Source organism: Pseudomonas sp. CGJS7 (assembly GCF_036961695.1).
Genome location: NZ_JBAMDI010000008.1, coordinates 54,064 through 72,902 on the forward strand (window position 1 = coordinate 54,064; position 18,839 = coordinate 72,902).

General features: G+C 62.1%; 16 protein-coding genes. 4 read left to right on the forward strand and 12 right to left on the reverse strand.

Annotation, left to right across the window (positions count from 1 at the left end):
- Nucleotides 1–276 precede the first annotated feature (276 nt).
- Together nagZ and V7787_RS07455 are read right to left on the reverse strand one after the other, a co-directional pair.
- On the reverse strand, nt 277–1,275 hold the full coding sequence (nagZ, locus tag V7787_RS07450) for a beta-N-acetylhexosaminidase (protein ID WP_196766213.1): 999 nt from the start codon (nt 1,273–1,275) through the stop codon (nt 277–279).
- A 189-nt stretch (nt 1,276–1,464) separates the two neighbouring features.
- Nucleotides 1,465–2,172: a TetR/AcrR family transcriptional regulator gene (locus V7787_RS07455; RefSeq protein WP_010953132.1), complete on the reverse strand. Its 708-nt coding sequence runs from the start codon at nt 2,170–2,172 to the stop codon at nt 1,465–1,467.
- Nucleotides 2,173–2,457: 285 nt separating this feature from the next.
- On the opposite strand from V7787_RS07455, the gene lexA reads away from it, so the two are divergent.
- Nucleotides 2,458–3,066: a transcriptional repressor LexA gene (lexA, locus tag V7787_RS07460; RefSeq protein WP_010953131.1), complete on the forward strand. Its 609-nt coding sequence runs from the start codon at nt 2,458–2,460 to the stop codon at nt 3,064–3,066.
- 13 nt (nt 3,067–3,079) lie between these two features.
- The gene (gene sulA / locus V7787_RS07465; protein WP_014753928.1) at nt 3,080–3,556 is read left to right on the forward strand and encodes an SOS-induced cell division inhibitor SulA; all 477 of its coding nucleotides are present in this window, start codon (nt 3,080–3,082) and stop codon (nt 3,554–3,556) included.
- 50 nt (nt 3,557–3,606) lie between these two features.
- Here sulA and V7787_RS07470 read toward each other — a convergent pair whose 3' ends face one another.
- The 7 genes from V7787_RS07470 to V7787_RS07500 all read right to left on the reverse strand — a co-directional run bounded on the left by V7787_RS07470 (nt 3,607) and on the right by V7787_RS07500 (nt 12,036).
- Complete coding sequence (locus V7787_RS07470) at nt 3,607–3,840, reverse strand: hypothetical protein (RefSeq protein WP_003248777.1); 234 nt, start codon at nt 3,838–3,840, stop codon at nt 3,607–3,609.
- 50 nt (nt 3,841–3,890) lie between these two features.
- Nucleotides 3,891–4,406 (reverse strand): DUF6586 family protein, encoded by a 516-nt coding sequence (locus V7787_RS07475; protein WP_003248773.1) that lies wholly within the window; start codon nt 4,404–4,406, stop codon nt 3,891–3,893.
- Between the two features lie 189 nt (nt 4,407–4,595).
- Nucleotides 4,596–7,205 carry a type I DNA topoisomerase gene (gene topA, locus V7787_RS07480; protein ID WP_064492315.1) on the reverse strand — a complete coding sequence of 870 codons (2,610 nt, stop codon included), beginning with the start codon at nt 7,203–7,205 and terminating at the stop codon, nt 4,596–4,598.
- Nucleotides 7,206–7,305: 100 nt separating this feature from the next.
- The gene (locus tag V7787_RS07485) at nt 7,306–7,557 is read right to left on the reverse strand and encodes a DUF1653 domain-containing protein (RefSeq protein WP_003248769.1); all 252 of its coding nucleotides are present in this window, start codon (nt 7,555–7,557) and stop codon (nt 7,306–7,308) included.
- A gap of 75 nt (nt 7,558–7,632) precedes the next feature.
- A complete protein-coding gene (gene fadA, locus V7787_RS07490) occupies nt 7,633–8,808 on the reverse strand; it encodes an acetyl-CoA C-acyltransferase FadA (protein WP_064492316.1) in 1,176 nt (391 codons plus the stop codon).
- A 31-nt stretch (nt 8,809–8,839) separates the two neighbouring features.
- The gene (fadB, locus tag V7787_RS07495) at nt 8,840–10,987 is read right to left on the reverse strand and encodes a fatty acid oxidation complex subunit alpha FadB (RefSeq protein WP_064492317.1); all 2,148 of its coding nucleotides are present in this window, start codon (nt 10,985–10,987) and stop codon (nt 8,840–8,842) included.
- A gap of 611 nt (nt 10,988–11,598) precedes the next feature.
- Entirely contained in the window at nt 11,599–12,036 is a 438-nt protein-coding gene (locus V7787_RS07500) for a hypothetical protein (RefSeq protein ID WP_003248762.1), read from the reverse strand.
- 110 nt (nt 12,037–12,146) lie between these two features.
- Between V7787_RS07500 and V7787_RS07505 the strand changes: the two genes are divergently transcribed.
- Nucleotides 12,147–12,587, forward strand: a complete 441-nt coding sequence (locus V7787_RS07505; protein ID WP_014591782.1) for a universal stress protein — start codon at nt 12,147–12,149, stop codon at nt 12,585–12,587.
- 107 nt (nt 12,588–12,694) lie between these two features.
- On the opposite strand, the gene V7787_RS07510 is transcribed toward V7787_RS07505, so the two are convergent.
- The gene (locus tag V7787_RS07510) at nt 12,695–14,623 is read right to left on the reverse strand and encodes an ATP-binding cassette domain-containing protein (protein WP_014591783.1); all 1,929 of its coding nucleotides are present in this window, start codon (nt 14,621–14,623) and stop codon (nt 12,695–12,697) included.
- 220 nt (nt 14,624–14,843) lie between these two features.
- Here V7787_RS07510 and V7787_RS07515 point away from each other — a divergent pair, with 220 nt between their 5' ends.
- The gene (locus V7787_RS07515; RefSeq protein WP_020192585.1) at nt 14,844–16,769 is read left to right on the forward strand and encodes a transglycosylase SLT domain-containing protein; all 1,926 of its coding nucleotides are present in this window, start codon (nt 14,844–14,846) and stop codon (nt 16,767–16,769) included.
- A gap of 111 nt (nt 16,770–16,880) precedes the next feature.
- Here V7787_RS07515 and V7787_RS07520 read toward each other — a convergent pair whose 3' ends face one another.
- Entirely contained in the window at nt 16,881–17,684 is an 804-nt protein-coding gene (locus V7787_RS07520; protein ID WP_060545641.1) for an MOSC domain-containing protein, read from the reverse strand.
- A gap of 55 nt (nt 17,685–17,739) precedes the next feature.
- Nucleotides 17,740–18,675 carry a chemotaxis protein CheV gene (locus tag V7787_RS07525; RefSeq protein ID WP_003248753.1) on the reverse strand — a complete coding sequence of 312 codons (936 nt, stop codon included), beginning with the start codon at nt 18,673–18,675 and terminating at the stop codon, nt 17,740–17,742.
- Nucleotides 18,676–18,839: the final 164 nt, after the last annotated feature.

An 18,839-nucleotide genomic window follows, 5' to 3' on the forward strand; every position in this document is an offset into this window, starting at 1 on the left:
GTAGGAGCGGGTTCACCCGCGAATGGGCCGGGCCTGCTGGCCAATCTCCACCTGCCGTTCACCGCTGCCGCCGCTACCGTATTCGCGGGTAAACCCGCTCCTACGACGGATCAGGGGTGGACACAGGTCGGTGGTTGGGCACAGGCCGCGTGTAGGAGCGGGTTTACCCGCGAAAGGGCCGGCCCTGCCGACCAATCTCCACCCGCCGTTCACCGTTGCCGCCGCTACCGTATTCGCGGGTAAACCCGACTTGTGGGAACGAACAGGCCCGCGCAGTCAATCGACCAGCTGAGCTTCCTTCAATGCCCCCAACGCCTCCAGCCAGCGCGGCTGCTGGCGATAATCGGTTCGCGCAAACCCTTGCCCACGCATCCGCGCAATCCGCGGCGACGGCTTGACCTTCATGCGCTGCGCTGCACTCAGCGCCAGCTCCGCCGCCGCCCGGTCATTGCACACCAGGCCCATATCACAACCGGCGCTCAGCGCCGCTTCGATACGGCTGGCTGCATCGCCCACCACATGCGCACCGGCCATCGACAGGTCATCACTGAAGATCACCCCATCAAAGCCCAGCTCGCCACGCAGGATGTCCTGCAACCAACGCCGCGAGAAGCCAGCGGGCTGGTTGTCAACCTGCGGGTAGATGACATGCGCCGGCATCACTGCCGCCAGTTGCCCACTCAGGCGGGTAAACGGCACCAGGTCGGCCTGGCGCAGTTGTTCCAGGCTGCGTTCATCAGTGGGGATGGCCACGTGCGAATCGGCTTCGGCCCAGCCATGCCCCGGGAAATGCTTGCCACAGGCAGCCATACCCGCCGCATTCATGCCACGGATGAACGCGCCGGCCAGGCGCGTTGCAAGCAGCGGGTCACCCTCGAACGCGCGGCTGCCCACCACGGCGCTACGCTGGTGGTCCAGGTCGAGCACCGGAGCGAAGCTGAGGTCCAGGCCAACCGCAAGCACCTCAGTCGCCATCAGCCAGCCGCACTGCTCAGCCAGGTACTCAGCATTGTCGTTATCGGCCAGCGCACGCATGGCCGGCAGGCGCACAAAGCCCTGGCGCAGACGCTGTACGCGCCCGCCTTCCTGGTCCACTGCCAGGATCAGATCGGGGCGAATGGCGCGGATGGACGCGCACAGTTCGCGCACCTGGCGCGGGCTGTCGATATTGCGGGCGAAGATGATCAGGCCAGCCACTTCCGGCTGGCGAAGCAGTTGACGGTCTTCGGCGGTCAGCCATTTACCGGCGATATCCACCATCAGGGAGCCTTGCAGGCTGACAGTCATGGGTAATCCTTCATTGAAGACAGAGAGAGGCCCACCGAGGGGCAGCAGACACCGGCAGACACGCGCCGTTGGCCACAGGCGAAGCCGTACAGGCACTGGTCAGCAAGGGAGATGCGAAGTAGATCGAAATCGGGCATGGGCGCTAGCTTAGCGGAAGCGCCCCGCCACGCCCAGCCTTCAGGCCTTGGCGGTAGCCGAACCGGTCTTTGTGCGCGGGCGTAGCTGCGCAGTGGCCATCGCCTCGTCGGTCACACCGCTGTCAGCGCGCATGCCTGCCGCCAGGAACGGCACCATCAGGCGCATCACCTGCTCGATCGAGGTGTTGATGCCGAAGTCGGTCTCGGCAATCGCCCGCAGGGCCTTGATACCGGACATGCTGAAGGCCGCGGCACCCAGCATGAAGTGCACACGCCAGAACAGTTCCAGTGGCGGAATGCGTGGCGCAGCCTCGTTCACCAGCAGCATGTAGCGGCGGAACACCTTGCCGTACATGTCTTCCAGATAGCGCCGCAGGTGACCCTGGCTCTGGCTGAACGCCAGGCCCAGCAGGCGCATGAAGATCGACAGGTCGTTGTTGCTGCGCGGCTGCACGGCCAGCGCCTGCTCTACGAGCATTTCCAGCAGTTCTTCGAGGCTGGGCTTGTGCTCCGGCTTGGCCTGGCGGCGCTCCAGCTCACGCTCCAGACTGGCGCAGAATGGGCCGAGGAAACGCGAGAAAACGGCCTGGATCAGCGCCTTCTTGGAGCCGAAATGATAGTTGACTGCCGCCAGGTTGACCCCGGCCTTGCTGGTAATCAGCCGCAACGAGGTTTCGGCGAACCCCCTTTCCGCGAACAGCTGCTCGGCAGCGTCGAGAATGCGTTCAACGGTTTCCGATTGGGCCATGACTACTCCGACTACTCCGTCAGACAAACAGGTGTTTGAAACATACGTTTCAGCCCTGCTTCTGTCAAGGCTCGGTGACTGGGCGGTCGCCATTTAAAAGGTGCAAGCTGGAAGCTGCAAGCGTGAAGTGACAGGAACACCCGCCGGATATCGCGAAATCGCTTCTGGGGTGGCTGAAAAGCGCAGGAGGACTGCCGTTTCGCCCTTTCTTGCAGCTTGGCGCTTGCAGCGGGCCCGACACTGTATATAATCCCAGTCACTGTACAAAAAGACAGAGCGCTTACCATGTTGAAACTGACGCCACGCCAAGCCGAAATTCTCGCGTTCATCAAGCGCTGCCTGGAAGACAACGGCTTCCCGCCTACCCGCGCCGAGATTGCTCAGGAGCTGGGCTTCAAGTCGCCCAATGCCGCCGAGGAGCACCTCAAGGCCCTTGCCCGCAAGGGCGCGATCGAAATGACGCCGGGCGCTTCCCGCGGCATCCGCATCCCTGGCCTGGAAGCCAAGGCCGAAGAAGCCGGCCTGCCCATCATCGGCCGGGTCGCTGCCGGTGCGCCGATTCTTGCCGAACAGCACATCGAGCAATCCTGCAACATCAACCCTGCCTTCTTCCACCCCCAAGCCGACTATTTGCTGCGCGTACACGGCATGAGCATGAAGGACGTCGGCATCTTCGACGGTGACCTGCTGGCGGTGCACACCTGCCGTGAAGCCCGCAACGGCCAGATCGTTGTGGCGCGCATCGGTGACGAAGTCACCGTCAAGCGCTTCAAGCGCGAAGGCAGCAAAGTCTGGCTGCTTGCCGAAAACCCCGAATTCGCCCCCATCGAAGTCGACCTGAAAGAACAGGAGCTGGTGATCGAGGGCTTGAGCGTCGGCGTCATTCGCCGCTGATCCAGGAGGCGTCATGCAGCAGTTCATTCACGCACCCGAGCAAGCCCAGTTGCCCCTGTTCGAAGCATTCCTCGCCCAGCCCGTGCTGCCAGGCCTGAAAGCCAGGGAACCGGCGCGCAAGAGCAGCCAGCCCGAGCTGTTCAGCGAACTGTCGCTGCGCGGCGCCCCTGGCCACTGCCAAAGCCTGCTGGCCCCCGTGCTGCGCGAACTGAGCGAAGAGGACGAGGCCCGCTGGCTGACCCTGATCGCCCCACCGCCAAGCCTGACCCAGGCCTGGCTGCGCGATGCCGGGCTCAACCGTGAACGTATTCTGCTGCTGCAACCCCGCAGCAATCAAAGCGCGCTGCAACTGGCCTGTGAGGCTTTGCACCTGGGCCTCAGCCACACCGTGGTGAGCTGGCTGGGCAACGTCAATGCCACTGCACGCCAACAACTGCTACGTGCAGCCAGTGCCGGAAACGCACAAAGCCTGAACATCCGCCTCGGCTGATGTTCAGGCTTTGCCTGTCACTTCAAATAGCCTGATACGCTGCTGCACACTCAGTGCAGCACACGCGGCCCTTCATCACGCTCGAGCTCGCCATCCATCAGGCGACCGGCCATCTGCACGCCCACACTGAGCATGGCCTTTGCCACTTCCACATGCTGACCCTGCAGGAACACCTTGGCGTCTTCCGAGAAATCCAGGGTTACCAGAGAGCCCTCATCCTCGGCGCGACGAAGTTCGATGCGGCCGTCAGGCAACTCGACAATTTCCAGAAAAGACGTAGACATAAATGGCAGTTCTCCGCGAAAGGCGATTATTGTACCAGCCGTTGCGGCTATCAGCACTCACTCAACGCGTCACGGAAACGTCTCACCAAACTTTTAAGGTCATTGCGCCAGCTTTCCAGCTCGGCACGCGACAGCGCTGGATGCTCAGGCTCATCAAGATTGACAGCTTGAATCAGGGGCTGGGTAACGTCGGTTTTCGGCGCTTTTCTGGCGACCGGTGGTCGGAACAAATCGGCATAAGCACCGAGCATTTGCGCCAGCCAGGTTTCCCGCTGGCGGGCCAGCTCCAGCAACTCGGCCACTTCCGGGATGGCGATACCGTTCAGGGCATCGTCAGCCAGGGCTTGCTCCACCGTTGCGACAACCGGCAGGCGGTAAAAGCCCCCGATCTCATGGCACAGCCCCAACAAAGCGCCATACAGGTGGAACAGCGCCGACTCGCGCTCAGCCTGGACCAGACCTTGGGCATTCATGGCCTGGCTTTGTTCAGCCTTGGCCATGGACTCGAGGGCGAGGCCGGCGAAGAACAGTTTCTGGTTGGTACGGGTGTAGAGTTCCTGGGCCATTTCAGTGCCCTCCCATAAGGCTACAAGGCGGATATCTGCATCATAAATGATTGGGGCCGCTTTGCGCCCCTTCGCGGGCTTGCCCGCTCCCACCAGTACAGCGCCACATTCAATGGCGGCGCGATACCTGTGGGAGCGGGCAAGCCCGCGAAGGGGCGCAAAGCGGCCCCAAATCACAGCACCGATGGATCAGCGCTTGTCTTCAACCTTCCAGGCATTGCCGTCGTAGAACGCCTTCCAGCCGGTCGGCTTGCCATCGACCTCGGACTGCACGTACTGCTCCTTGGTCTTGCGGCTGTAGCGAATCACCGCCGGGCGGCCATCCGGGTCTTTCTGCGGCGCATCGCACAGGAAGTGGTACTTCGGGTCGATCTCATGCTTGTGCGGCACAATCTCCAGCACCAGCGGCGCACGGGTTTCGCGGTTCTTGGGGAACTGGCTGGCAGCCAGGAACAACCCGGAAGCACCGTCGCGCAGCACGTAGGTATCGTCGACCTTCTCGCACTTGAGCTCCGGCATGTCCACCTTGTCCATCTTCGGTGGCGCCGCCTCGCCGCTCTTGAGCAGCTTGCGGGTGTTCTTGCACGTGGGGTTGGTGCAGCCGAAGAACTTGCCGAAACGGCCGGTCTTCAACTGCATCTCGCTACCGCACTTGTCGCACTCCAGGCTCGGCCCTTCGTAACCCTTGATGCGGTAGTTGCCTTCTTCGATCTCGTAACCGGCGCAATCCGGGTTGTTACCGCAGATGTGCAGCTTGTGTTTCTCGTCCAGCAGGTAGGCGTCCATCGCCGTGGCGCAGATCGGGCAACGGTGCTTGCCCAGCAACACGCGCGATTCCGACTCGCCCTCGTCGTCAGCGGCAATCTCGTCGCCCGGCACCAGGTTGACGGTAGCCTTGCAGCGCTCTTTCGGCGGCAGGCTGTAGCCAGAGCAACCCAGGAACACACCTGTAGAGGCCGTGCGAATCATCATCGGCCGACCACATTCCTTGCACGGAATGTTGGTCATGGTCGGCTGGTTGGCGCGCATGCCGTCTTCGCTGGACTCGGCAGTCTGCAGCTTTTTGCTGAAATCGCCGTAGAACTCGTCGAGCACGTTTTTCCAGTCACGCTCGCCCTGGGCCACGTCGTCGAGGTTCTCTTCCATGTCGGCGGTAAAGCCGTAGTCCATCAGGTTGGAGAAGCTCTCCGACAAACGCTCGGTGACGATGTCGCCCATCTTCTCGGAGTAGAAGCGGCGGTTGTGCAGCGTCACATAGCCACGGTCCTGGATGGTGGAAATGATCGCCGCGTAGGTCGATGGGCGGCCAATGCCGCGCTTTTCCATTTCCTTGACCAGGCTGGCTTCGGTAAAGCGTGCAGGTGGCTTGGTGAAGTGCTGGCTCGGGTCGATCTGGATCAGCTTGAGTGCTTCACCCTGCACCATCTCTGGCAGCACGTCGTCTTCGCCGGGCTTGCTCTGCTGTGGCAGCACACGGGTGTAACCGTCGAACTTGAGGATGCGGCCCTTGGCACGCAGCTCGAAATCGCCGGCCGCGACGGTAACGCTGGTGGACAGGTACTGCGCTGGCGGCATCTGGCACGCCAGGAACTGGCGCCAGATCAGCTCGTACAGGCGCTCGGCGTCACGCTCCATGCCGCTGAGCTTGGTCGGGTGGGTATTCACGTCAGAAGGCCGAATCGCTTCGTGCGCCTCCTGGGCGCCCTCCTTGCTGCCGTAAACCAGTGGCGCCTCCGGCAGGTACTGCTTGCCGAACTCCCGCTCGATGTAGCTGCGTGCCATATCCAGGGCGTCAGCCGACAGGTTGGTCGAGTCGGTACGCATGTAGGTGATGTAACCAGCTTCGTACAAGCGCTGGGCCATCATCATGGTTTTCTTCACACCGAAGCCCAGGCGGTTACTGGCCGCTTGCTGCAAGGTGGACGTAATGAACGGTGCCGATGGCTTGCTGCTGGTCGGGCGGTCTTCGCGCTTGACCACGCTGTAGCTGGAAGCCTTGAGCTTTTCCAGCGCAGCCATGGCCTGAGCTTCGTTCAGCGGCTTGAAGGCCTCGCCCTTCTCGCGCGCCACCTCGAAACGCACCTTGGCGTTCTTGGCAGTGCCGAGGTCGGCGTGGATCTCCCAGTACTCTTCCGGGATGAACGCGCGGATCTCACGCTCGCGCTCTACCACAAGCTTTACCGCTACCGACTGCACACGGCCAGCGGACAGACCGCGGGCAATCTTGGCCCACAGCAGCGGCGAAACCATGTAACCGACCACGCGGTCGAGGAAACGCCGCGCCTGCTGGGCGTTGACCCGGTCGATGTCCAGCTCGCCTGGCTGCGAGAACGCTTCCTGAATGGCCTTCTTGGTAATTTCGTTGAACACCACGCGCTTGTAGCGGGTGTCGTCACCCCCGATGGCCTCGCGCAGGTGCCAGGCAATGGCTTCCCCTTCGCGGTCCAAGTCGGTTGCGAGATAGATGGTGTCGGCATCCTTGGCCAGGCGGCGCAGCTCTTCGATCACCTTTTCCTTGCCAGGCAGGATCTCGTACTTGGCCTTCCAGCCATGGTCGGGGTCGACGCCCATGCGCGCCACCAGCTGGCGGCGGGCCTTCTCTTTCGGCGAAAGCGCCGGCGCCTCACCCGCAGCCTTGCCACGCTTGGCGGCCGGCTCTTTGCTCGCGCTGGCCGAACCGCTGGTGGGGAGGTCTCGGATATGGCCGATACTCGACTTCACCACGTACTGGTTGCCCAGGTACTTGTTGATGGTCTTGGCCTTGGCCGGGGATTCCACAATGACCAGCGATTTGCCCATGGATCGGAGTATTCCTGAATCTGAAGATAAAAAACGCGCCAAGTGCCAGACGCGGCACCGCTATATATAGTGGCAAAAGTGTGAGGTCAAGCTCGGACGATCACGCGTGCGACTTGCCCAGCAACCCGGGCAGCCCCTCTTCGGCCTTGACCAAAGCAAAGCGTGGCACCTGCTCGCCGTCAAATTCGACGGACTCCTGGAACATCGACAGGGGACGTACCCAGAAGCTGTAATCACCATACAGGCATTGGTAGAACACCATCCACTCTTCGGTTTCGGAGTGCCGCGCAACACTGAAGACACGGTACTCAGGCCCTTTGTAATGCCGGTATACGCCTGGTTGTATCTGCATGTTGCACACCTCCTGAATAAAACCTGAAAAAACAAAACCGGGGCACTAGGCCCCGGCTGCTGTCCCGCTACGCGATCAGACGCGTTCGAAGACAGTGGTGATACCTTGGCCCAGGCCGACGCACATGGTCGCAACACCCAGCGTACCGCCATTTTGCTTCATGACGTTGAGCAGGGTGCCGGAAATCCGCGCCCCGGAGCAACCGAACGGGTGGCCCAAAGCAATGGCGCCGCCGTGCAGGTTAACCTTCTCATCCATCTTGTCGAGCACTTTCAAGTCTTTCAGCACGGGCAGGGCCTGTGCAGCGAAGGCTTCGTTGAGCTCGATGAAGTCGATATCGGCCATGGTCAAGCCCGCACGCTTGAGGGCTTTCTGGGTCGATGGCACCGGGCCGTAGCCCATGATTGCCGGGTCTACACCGGCCACGGCCATCGAACGGATCACCGCCAATGGCTGGATACCCAGGTCCATGGCACGCTGACCGGACATGACGATCATGCACGAGGCGCCGTCGGTGATCTGCGACGAGGTACCGGCCGTGACCGTACCGCCTTTCGGGTTGAACGCAGGCTTGAGCGACGCCAGGCCTTCGAGGGTGGTTTCCGGGCGAATGGTTTCGTCGAAATCGAACACCTTCAGGAAGCCGTTCTCGTCGTAGCCCTGCATCGGGATGATCTCATCCCTGAACTTGCCTTCGACCGTGGCTTTGTGGGCCAGCTGGTGTGAGCGCAAGCCGAACAGGTCCTGCTGCTCACGGGTGATGCCGTGCATCTTGCCAAGCATTTCTGCAGTCAGGCCCATCATCCCGGAAGCCTTGGCGGCATGCAAGGACAGGTGCGGGTTGGGGTCGACGCCGTGCATCATGCTGACGTGGCCCATGTGCTCCACGCCACCCACCACGAACACATCACCGTTACCGGTCATGATCGCCTGGGCAGCCGTGTGCAGGGCGCTCATGGACGAGCCGCACAGGCGGCTGACGGTCTGCGCCGCAGAGGTGTGCGGGATCGGGGTCATCAGCGAAGCCATGCGGGCGATGTTCCAGCCCTGCTCCAGGGTCTGGTTGACGCAGCCCCAGATCACGTCCTCGACTTCTTTCGGGTCGACCTTGCCGTTGCGTTCCAGCAGTTTGCTGATCAGGTGCGCCGACATGTCTTCAGCGCGGGTATTGCGGTGCATGCCACCCTTGGAGCGGCCCATTGGCGTGCGACCGAAGTCGACAATCACCACGTCTCTTGGATTCAGGCTCATATCAAATCTCTCGCTCTAGCTCGTTGACCGCTCAGTTGAAGAAGCGCTGGCCGTTCTTGGCCATTTCACGCAGCTTGGCGGTCGGGTGGTACAGCGGCCCCAGGTCGGCGTACTGATCGGCCAGGGCAACGAATTCGGCCACACCGATCGAGTCGATGTAACGCAGCGCACCACCGCGGAAGGGAGGGAAACCAATGCCGTAGACCAAGCCCATGTCAGCTTCGGCGGCGGTTTCGACGATGCCGTCTTCCAGGCAACGCACGGTCTCAAGGCACAGCGGGACCATCATCCAGTTGATGATGTCTTCGTCAGTGACTTCACGCTGCTCGAACACGATAGGCTTGAGCACGTCGAGCACGGCGGCATCGAAGACCTTCTTCGGTTTGCCGCGCTTGTCGGTTTCGTAGGCGTAGAAGCCCTTGCCGTTCTTCTGGCCCAGGCGGTTGGCCTCGTACAGCGCATCAACGGCCGAGCGACGCTCGTCCTTCATGCGGTCCGGGAAACCTTCGGCCATCACATCGCGGCCATGGTGACCGGTGTCGATGCCGACCACGTCCATCAGGTAGGCCGGGCCCATCGGCCAGCCGAACTTTTCCATGACCTTGTCGATGCGCACAAAATCGACACCGGCGCTGACCAGCCTGGCGAAACCGCCGAAGTAAGGGAACAGCACGCGGTTGACCAAAAAGCCCGGGCAGTCGTTGACCACGATCGGGTTCTTGCCCATTTTCTTGGCGTAGGCCACGGTGGTGGCGACCGCCACTTCACTGGACTTTTCGCCACGGATCACTTCAACCAGCGGCATCATGTGCACCGGGTTGAAGAAGTGCATGCCGACGAAGTTTTCCGGGCGCTTGAGCGCCTTGGCCAGCAGGTTGATGGAGATGGTCGAAGTGTTGGAAGCGAGGATCGCATCGTCCTTCACCTGGCCTTCCACTTCCGCCAGTACCGCTTGCTTGACCTTCGGGTTCTCGACCACAGCCTCGACGACGATGTCGACATTGGCGAAATCGCCATAGGACAGGGTCGGGCGAATGGCGTTGAGGGCCTCGGCCATCTTGGCCGGGGTCAGGCGGCCCTTCTCGACTCGGTTGCCAAGCAGCTTGGAGGCCTCGTTCAGACCCAGCTGAATGGCTTCCTCGCGGATGTCCTTCATCAGGATCGGCGTACCTTTGACCGCCGACTGGTAGGCGATACCGCCGCCCATGATGCCGGCGCCGAGCACGGCGGCCTGCTTCACGTCGTGGGCGATCTCGTCATGCGCCTTGGCCTTGCGCTTGAGTTCCTGATCGTTGAGGAACAAGCCGATCAGGCTCTCGGCGACCGAGGTCTTGGCCAGCTTGGCAAAGCCTGCTGCTTCGACTTCCAGGGCCTTGTCGCGACCGAAGTTGGCGGCTTTCTGGATGCTCTTGATCGCTTCGACCGGGGCCGGGTAGTTCGGGCCGGCCTGACCAGCGACGAAGCCCTTGGCAGTCTCGAAGGCCATCATCTGCTCGATGGCATTGAGCTTGAGCTTTTCCAGCTTCGGCTGGCGCTTGGCCTTGTAGTCCAGCTCGCCACTGATGGCACGCTTGATCAGGTCGAGGGCACCGGCCAGCAGCAGCTCAGGGGCGACCACGGCGTCGACGGCCCCCACTTTCAGGGCATCTTCGGCACGGTTTTCCTTGCCGGCGGCGATCCACTCGATGGCGTTGTCCGAGCCGATCAGGCGCGGCAGGCGCACGGTACCGCCGAAGCCCGGGTAGATACCCAGCTTGACTTCCGGCAGGCCGATCCTGGCGCTGGTGGACATGACCCGGTAGTCGGCCGCCAGGCACATTTCCAGGCCGCCGCCCAGCGCGATGCCGTTGATGGCGGCAACGGTCGGCACTTCGAGGTCTTCGAAGGCGTTGAAGATGCGATTGGCTTCCAGGTTGCCAGCGACCAGTTCGGCCTCAGGCAGCTTGAAGTTGTCGACGAACTCGGTGATGTCGGCGCCGACGATGAACACGTCCTTGCCACTGCTGACGATCACGCCCTTGACCGAAGCATCGGCCCGGATGGCATCGACGGCCTGGCGCAGCTCGTTCAGGGTAAGGCGGTTGAACTTGTTGACGGACTCACCCTTGAGGTCGAACTTGAGCTCGACGATGCCACTTTCAAGAGCCTTAACCGTGATGGCTTTACCTTCGTAAATCATCAACTGATCTCCACGATATGGAAGCTGAACTGTACACGCCGATCGCTGCAGCAGAAGCAGGCCTAAGCTGCCTTGCCCCAGGCACACCCGTCAGCGCGCTAGTCGGAAGTATGGCTTGGCGTCATGACATACAAACGCTCAATTCATACGCCCGTTTGATTTGGGTGTGCACACATTCTCCGAAAAGATGGGCGTTGTCAAATGCTCACGAGCACGGCGAAAACGCGACTTTCCAGTCATTTTCTATCGTCCGGGTACAAAACATGATGACAGTGATCGCCGGTCATTCATGTCAGCGATTGACCACAAGCATCGGCTGATTGCTTTGCGCTTGCGCGAAGAGCCAAGGCGACTACACTGGCACTTGCTTGAATGAATAACCCGGCCTGCCTGGCCTTTTCTGCGCAGCAGAACGCAAAGCGGCGACTTGGCACCCCACCCCTTCAGGGTTATGCCGAGCCGCCGCTTTGTCGTTACAGAACAGATTGACCAGCCTGGATGCCCCGGAGGAGCGGGTTTACCCGCGAAGCAGGCACCGCGGAGTTCGGCACCGGCTCTGCCAGAGTTCGCAGATGAATCCGCGCCTACAGGGGTCGCGCATGGGGCGGCGCTCAAGCCAAGGTTTCGAGGGCGTAGGCAACATCCTGCAACACAGCAGTATCGCCGCGCTCGGTCCAGTACAGGGCAATCATCCGCGCATCGGCCTCGACCTTGTACACACTCGCCGGCAAACGCGACAAGGCGCCCATGAAGCGTGGGTCTTCGCAGGGTTCGCGCCACTGGTTCCACCACACCCCGGGGCTGACCTGCCAGAAGCTGAAGCTGTCCTCATGCCCACGGCGCCGGGCTCGGTGATACTGCGGGCAAGGGCTTGGCGGCTCCTTTTCCAGCCAGTGCGGCCACTGCTGCGGCGCCAGCTGCATGGCCAAACCCATGCGCCGCGCCTCCAGGCGCAACTTCATCTGCTCGCTCTGCTTGCGCGAGCTGCGCAGCCAGGAAAGCGGACTGAGAATCAGCGCAAGGATTGACACCACCAGCAATACCGTCATATCAGTAGTTCCCATAAAGCGTTGCAAATGAGCTGGTTAGCCATTTTTCACGGTAGACCCGCCCTAAAGCGACCATACTTCTTCTATCGCGATTGTCAGGAGTACCGCTCATGCAATACGAACATTTGTTGGTCGCCGTCGACCTGACCGAAGAATGCGACCCGGTGATCAAGCGCGCCATGGCGCTGGCAGAGCCTTCGAAAGCCAAGGTATCCCTGGTGCACATCGTCGAGCCGATGGCCATGGCCTTCGGCGGTGACGTACCGATGGACCTGTCGCAGCTGCAACAGCAGCAGTTCGACCAGGCCAAGGAGCGCATGGACCGGCTGTTCAACAAATACCCGGAAATCAACCGCGGCGACTCGCACCTGACCTACGGCCAGCCTCGCCAGGAAATCCACCAGTTGGCCAAGGACCAGAAGTGCGACCTGATCGTGGTCGGCAGCCATGGCCGTCACGGCCTGGCGTTGCTGCTGGGCTCCACGGCCAACGATGTGCTGCACGGTGCGCCGTGTGACGTGCTGGCTGTACGCTTGCTGAAGAAGGATTGACTGGACCTGAACCGGCCTCTTCGCGGGCAAGCCCGCACATACAAGGGTATGGCACCCCCTGTAGGTGCGGCTTTACCCGCGAAGAGGCCGGAACAGGCTAACGCCCATCAGCCTTCCAGCTCAGCCCAGCGCTCCACCAAGACATCCAGCTCGCCCTGCAGCTTCTCGATCCGCGCCAGCACCGCCGAAGTTTCTGCAATCGGCCGCTGATAGAAGCCCGCCGCATTCACTTCTTCCTGGGCTTCAGCCATACGCTGCTCCAGCTCATCGATCTGCCCCGGCAGCATCTCCAGCTCACGCTGCAGCTTGTAGCTGAGCTTCTTCTTCGAAGCTTCTTCCACCACCGGCGCCGCAACAGGCTCAGGCTTGGCCTCGACCTTCTCCACCACCGCGCTGTTGAGCGCAGACTTACCGCCCTTGCTCTCGGTCACGCCCAGCAGCTTCGGCGAGCCGCCCTGGCGAATCCAGTCCTCGTAGCCGCCCACATACTCACGCACCTTGCCCTCGCCTTCGAACACCAGGGTGCTGGTCACGACGTTGTCGAGGAAGGCCCGGTCGTGGCTGACCATCAGCACGGTGCCCTTGTAGTTGGACAGCACCTCTTCCAGCAGCTCGAGGGTTTCCACGTCCAGGTCGTTGGTCGGTTCGTCGAGCACCAGCAGGTTGGCCGGCTTGCTGAACAGCTTGGCCAGCAGCAGCCGCGCACGCTCACCACCTGACAGCGCCTTGACCGGCGTGCGCGCACGCTGGGGACTGAACAGGAAGTCGCCCAGGTAGCTCAGCACGTGACGGTTCTGGCCATCGATCTCGATGAAATCACGGCCTTCGGCCAGGTTGTCGATCACGGTCTTTTCCAGGTCGAGCTGGTGGCGCATCTGGTCGAAATAGGCCACCTCAAGCTTGGTACCGCGCTCCACTTTGCCCGCAGTGGGCTCAAGGTCGCCCAGCATCATCTTGAGCAACGTGGTCTTGCCAGTGCCGTTTGCGCCCAGCAGACCGATGCGATCCTGCCGCTGCAGGACCATGGAAAAGTCCTTGACCAGCAGGGGGCCGTCCGCGTGATGGAAGCTGACATTCTCCAGCACCATCACCTGCTTGCCGGATTTGTCCGCGGCTTCGATCTGGATGTTGGCCTTGCCCTGTCGTTCACGGCGCTCGCCACGCTCCACACGCAGGGCCTTCAGTGCACGCACGCGGCCTTCGTTGCGGGTACGGCGGGCCTTGATGCCCTGGCGGATCCACACTTCTTCCTGGGCCAGGCGCTTGTCGAACAGCGCGTTGGCGGTTTCTTCGGCGGCCAGTGCGGCCTCCTTGTGCACCAGGAAGCTGGCGTAGTCACCGTTCCAGTCGATCAGGCCGCCGCGGTCCAGTTCGAGGATACGGGTGGCCAGGTTCTGCAGGAACGAACGGTCGTGGGTGATGAACAATACCGCGCCGTTGAAGCCACGCAGGGCCTCTTCGAGCCAGGCGATGGCACCGATGTCCAGGTGGTTGGTCGGTTCGTCGAGCAGCAGCAGGTCGGGCTCGGACACCAGCGCCTGGGCCAGCAGTACGCGGCGGCGCCAGCCACCGGACAGCTCGGCCAGGGTCTTGTCGGCCGGCAGCTGCAGGCGGCTGAGTGTGCTTTCCACCACCTGCTGCAGGCGCCAGCCGTCGCGGGCTTCCAGCTCGTGCTGGACGTGCATGAGTTTTTCCAGGTCTTCATCGCCCTGGATGTTCATGCTCAGGTGGTGGAACTGCGCCAGCAATTCGCCCACGCCGTCCAGACCAGCGGCTACCACGTCGAACACCGTGCGCTCGTCGGCCACCGGCAATTCCTGTGGCAACTCACCGATCTTCAGGCCAGGAGCACGCCAGATTTCACCGTCGTCGCCCTTCTGCTCGCCCTTGACCAGGCGCAGCATGCTCGACTTGCCGGTGCCGTTGCGGCCGATGATGCACACCCGCTCGCCACGAGCGATCTGCCAGGACACTTTGTCCAGCAGCGGCATGGCGCCGAATGCGAGGGACACATCGCTGAATTTGAGCAGGGTCATGTTCGTCTCCATAAATCGGGCGCGCATTCTACCTGACTTGGCCCCCGACGGCATCCGCCAGGCCAACCGGTGGGCACCTGGCGACATCTGGTCGAACTTAATATCCCGATACAAGCACAGTGCTTTCACCCACTGCCGGCAAACAGCTAAGCTAAGGCAATAGCTTTCAACAGTGCTGGCTCCGCCGACACTTCCCATGGTTCAACTGCCCGGACGTATCATGCGCAGCCGCCTGTTACATATCGCATCCTGCCTGCTGCTTACCGCTGCCACCAGCGCGGCGCAGGCCACCGACCTGACCCTGCAACGCCAGTACTATGACGAGGCCAAGCGAGCGCTGGCCAAAGGCGACAAAGGCCCGTACCTGCGCTATGCCCAGGCCTTGAGCGACTACCCGCTGACGCCCTACCTGGCCTACGACGAACTCACCGCCCGCCTGAAAAGCGCCAGCAACCAGGAAATCGAAGGTTTCCTGGCCAAGCATGGCGACCTGCCCCAGGCCAACTGGATGAAACTGCGCTGGTTGCGCTGGCTGGCCGAACGCGGCGAGTGGGATACCTTCGTCAAGTACTACGACCCCAAGCTCAACTTCACCGAGCTGGACTGCCTCAACGGCCAATACCAGCTCAGCCACGGCTTGCGCGCCGAAGGTTACGCCACCGCCGACAAGCTGTGGAACGTCGGCAAATCGCAACCTGCCGCCTGCGACACGCTGTTCGCCATGTGGGCAGCCGAAGGCCAGCTGACCGAGGCCAAGCGCTGGGAACGCACCAAGCTGGCAGCCCAGGCGCGCAACTACGGCCTGGCCAACACGCTGGTCAAGACCCTGACCACCCTCGGCCCGCAGGGGCGCCTGCTGATCGACGTCGCGCAGAAGCCCGAGCTGCTCAACCAGCCGTCGCGCTTTACCCCGGTCAACGAGGCCATGTCCGACGTGGTCAGCCTCGGCCTTCGTCGCCTGGCCCGGCAGAACCCGGAGCGGGCCATGGCATTGCTCGACGATTACGCCCAGCGCATGCACTTCTCGCGTGACGAAAAGGTGGCCATCGCCCGCGAAATCGGCCTGACCCTCGCACGCCGCTACGACCCACGCGCGCTCGACCTGATGACCCGCTATGACCCCGAGCTGCGTGACAACACCGTCAGCGAATGGCGCCTTCGCCTGCTGCTGCGCCTGGGCCGCTGGGAGGACGCTTACGAGCTGACCAAGCGCCTTCCCCAGGACCTGGCCAGCACCAGCCGCTGGAAGTACTGGCAGGCTCGCAGCCTGGAGCTGGCACAGCCAAACAACCCGCAGGTCCCGCTGCTTTACAAGGCCGCAGCGCGTGAGCGTGACTTCTATGGCTTCCTCGCCGCCGACCGGGCACAGACACCGTACCAGCTGAACAACAAGCCGCTGCTGCTGAGCCCACAACTGGTCAAGAAGGTTCGCAACACGCCCGGCATCCAGCGCGCACTGGAATTCCACGCCCGCGGCCAGATCGTCGACGGCCGCCGTGAGTGGTACCACGTCAGCCGCCACTTCACCCGTGACGAGATGGTTGCGCAGGCACGCCTGGGCTATGAGCTGCGTTGGTACTTCCCGGCCATCCGCACCATCAGCCAGGCCCGGTACTGGGACGACCTGGATATCCGCTTCCCCATGGCCCACCGCGACACGCTGGTGCGTGAAGCCAAGGTTCGCGGCCTGCATTCGAGCTGGGTATTCGCCATCACTCGCCAGGAAAGCGCCTTCATGGAGGACGCACGCTCACCCGTGGGCGCCAGCGGCCTGATGCAGCTGATGCCGGCCACCGCCAAGGAAACCGCACGCAAGTTCAGCATCCCGCTGGCCTCACCGGCGCAAGTGCTGAACCCGGACAAGAACATCCAGCTGGGTGCGGCCTACCTGAGCCAGGTACACAGCCAGTTCAACGGCAACCGGGTGCTGGCTTCGGCAGCCTACAACGCCGGGCCCGGGCGCGTGCGACAGTGGCTCAAAGGGGCCAAGCACCTGAGCTTCGATGTGTGGGTGGAGTCGATCCCGTTCGACGAAACGCGCCAGTATGTACAGAACGTGCTGTCGTATTCGGTGATCTACGGGCAGAAGCTGAATTCACCGCAGCCATTGGTGGATTGGCATGAACGGTATTTCGATGACATGTGATTGCTGTTGAGCCTGTACCGGCCTCTTCGCGGGTGAACCCGCTCCTACAAGGGTTACGCGGTCGTTGTAGGAGCGGGTTCACCCGCGAAGAGGCCGGCACAGGCAACACACCTATTCCAGGATTTCTACTTCCATCCCCACCTCCAGCCACCCACTGCCATCCACAGCCAGGTTCTGGCCGAACAGCACGTCGCCTTCTTTTTCGCGGAAAGTCTTCAGCGTAGCCATCGGCTCACGGTCAGCGCTGCGCTCCCCGGTGGCTGGATCGATGGTCGTGAAGATGCACCGTACACTGGGCTTGAGCACGCGAAACACCAAGCTGCCGATGCGAATCCGCTTCCAGCCATCCTCGGCAAACGGCTCCGCACCCTGCACCACCAGGTTGGGCCGAAAGCGCCGCATCGACATGGGCCGGCCAATACGCCGGTTAAGCTCGTCCAGCGAACCCTGCCCAATCAGCAGCAAGGGGAAACCATCCGGAAACGCCGCACGGTCACTGTTGAAGCCGTAACCATTGGGCAGGTAACGCGCACGCTGCTCCGGGCAATGCACCAGGCGTACGGCTTTGCCCAGCAACTCACTCAACCAGGCCGCCGCGGCATCGCCAGCGTCCGGCACACGCAGGGTATCGCGCCAGATCGTCACACCGCGCAGGGCGTCATCGGCAGGCGGTACAGGCACCCGCAACGGCGCCTGTCCAGGGGCTTGCAGCAGCAACTGGCCGCTGTCGTCATCGCTCGCGTCGATCTGGCCAAGTTGTGGCCAGGCACGCTGGGTCAGGAAGCGTCCGTTTTCTTCCTCGACCACCATCCAGCGCCGGTCGCCTTGCAACCCCAGCAACCCCACCGGTGAGGCCTTCAGGCTTTGCGCCTGCCCCGACTTCACCGGGTATCGATACAACTCACTGAGAAACATCCCTGCTGCCTCGCTTCATGCCAAAAGCCAAGCTTATACCTGGCCGGCACAACGTTCACGCAGCGGTGGTATCCAGCAGCAGGCGCTGCTTGACCACATCGACCAGGCGATCAGGCTGGAACTTGGAAAGGAAGTTGTCACAGCCCACCTTCTTCACCATGGATTCGTTGAAACTGCCCGACAGCGAGGTGTGCAGCACCACATAGAGCTGGCGCAGACGGGCATCGCTGCGGATCTCGGTGGTCAGCCGATAGCCGTCCATTTCCGGCATTTCTGCATCGGTGAACACCATCAGCAGCTTTTCGCACACGTCCTCGCCGGCGTCGGCCCAGCCCTTGAGCATGCGCAGCGCCTTCAGGCCATCACTGGCCACATGCAGCTTCATGCCCAGCTGAGACAAGGTATCGCGCAATTGCGCCAAGGCCACACTGGAGTCGTCCACCAGCAGCACTTCGCGGCCGCGGGCGCGGGCCAGCACTGGGTCGGCGAGCTTGTCCCCAGAAACCCGGGCGTTGTAGGGCACGATTTCGGCCAGCACCTTTTCCACGTCGATCACCTCCACCAGCTTCTCATCGACCTTGGTGATGGCAGTCAGGTAGTGCTGGCGACCGGCACTGGAAGGCGGCGGCATGATCGACTCCCAGTTCATGTTGACGATGCGGTCGACACCGCCCACCAGGAAGGCCTGCACCGAGCGGTTGTATTCGGTGACGATGATGGTGCTGTCCGGCCCCGGCTGTAGTGGGCGCATACCGATCGCCTGGGACAGGTCGATGACCGGCAGGGTCTGCCCGCGCAGGTTGACCACACCGCAGACATAGGCGTGGCGCTGGGGCATCAAAGTCAGCTTGGGCAGTTGCAGTACTTCCTGCACCTTGAACACGTTGATCGCGAACAGCTGGCGACCGGCCAGGCGAAACATCAGAATTTCCAGGCGGTTCTCACCCACCAGTTGCGTGCGTTGGTCTACCGTGTCGAGAATGCCAGCCATTGGAAAGCCCCCAGGCTTGAGTCGTAAAAGGTTAAATCATCTACCCTGTATCGGCGGCTTCACGCACACCTTGACCCTTGCGGGAAAATGCCGCGCGGATAATTGATATCACTTTACCATCATGCTTTACTGCCGACACGCCGGGGCAAATCAGGGGCACGACA

Bases quoted from the DNA above. Each gene is read 5' to 3' on its own strand.
- V7787_RS07505 (WP_014591782.1), top strand. From the start codon at position 12,147: ATGCAATACGAACATTTGTTGGTCGCCGTCGACCTGACCGAAGAATGC.
- lexA (WP_010953131.1), top strand. From the start codon at position 2,458: ATGTTGAAACTGACGCCACGCCAAGCCGAAATTCTCGCGTTCATCAAG.
- fadB (WP_064492317.1), bottom strand. From the start codon at position 10,987: ATGATTTACGAAGGTAAAGCCATCACGGTTAAGGCTCTTGAAAGTGGC.
- fadA (WP_064492316.1), bottom strand. From the start codon at position 8,808: ATGAGCCTGAATCCAAGAGACGTGGTGATTGTCGACTTCGGTCGCACG.
- V7787_RS07520 (WP_060545641.1), bottom strand. From the start codon at position 17,684: ATGTTTCTCAGTGAGTTGTATCGATACCCGGTGAAGTCGGGGCAGGCG.
- V7787_RS07525 (WP_003248753.1), bottom strand. From the start codon at position 18,675: ATGGCTGGCATTCTCGACACGGTAGACCAACGCACGCAACTGGTGGGT.
- sulA (WP_014753928.1), top strand. From the start codon at position 3,080: ATGCAGCAGTTCATTCACGCACCCGAGCAAGCCCAGTTGCCCCTGTTC.
- V7787_RS07455 (WP_010953132.1), bottom strand. From the start codon at position 2,172: ATGGCCCAATCGGAAACCGTTGAACGCATTCTCGACGCTGCCGAGCAG.
- V7787_RS07510 (WP_014591783.1), bottom strand. From the start codon at position 14,623: ATGACCCTGCTCAAATTCAGCGATGTGTCCCTCGCATTCGGCGCCATG.
- V7787_RS07500 (WP_003248762.1), bottom strand. From the start codon at position 12,036: ATGACGGTATTGCTGGTGGTGTCAATCCTTGCGCTGATTCTCAGTCCG.
- V7787_RS07470 (WP_003248777.1), bottom strand. From the start codon at position 3,840: ATGTCTACGTCTTTTCTGGAAATTGTCGAGTTGCCTGACGGCCGCATC.
- V7787_RS07515 (WP_020192585.1), top strand. From the start codon at position 14,844: ATGCGCAGCCGCCTGTTACATATCGCATCCTGCCTGCTGCTTACCGCT.
- V7787_RS07475 (WP_003248773.1), bottom strand. From the start codon at position 4,406: ATGGCCCAGGAACTCTACACCCGTACCAACCAGAAACTGTTCTTCGCC.
- topA (WP_064492315.1), bottom strand. From the start codon at position 7,205: ATGGGCAAATCGCTGGTCATTGTGGAATCCCCGGCCAAGGCCAAGACC.
- V7787_RS07485 (WP_003248769.1), bottom strand. From the start codon at position 7,557: ATGCAGATACAACCAGGCGTATACCGGCATTACAAAGGGCCTGAGTAC.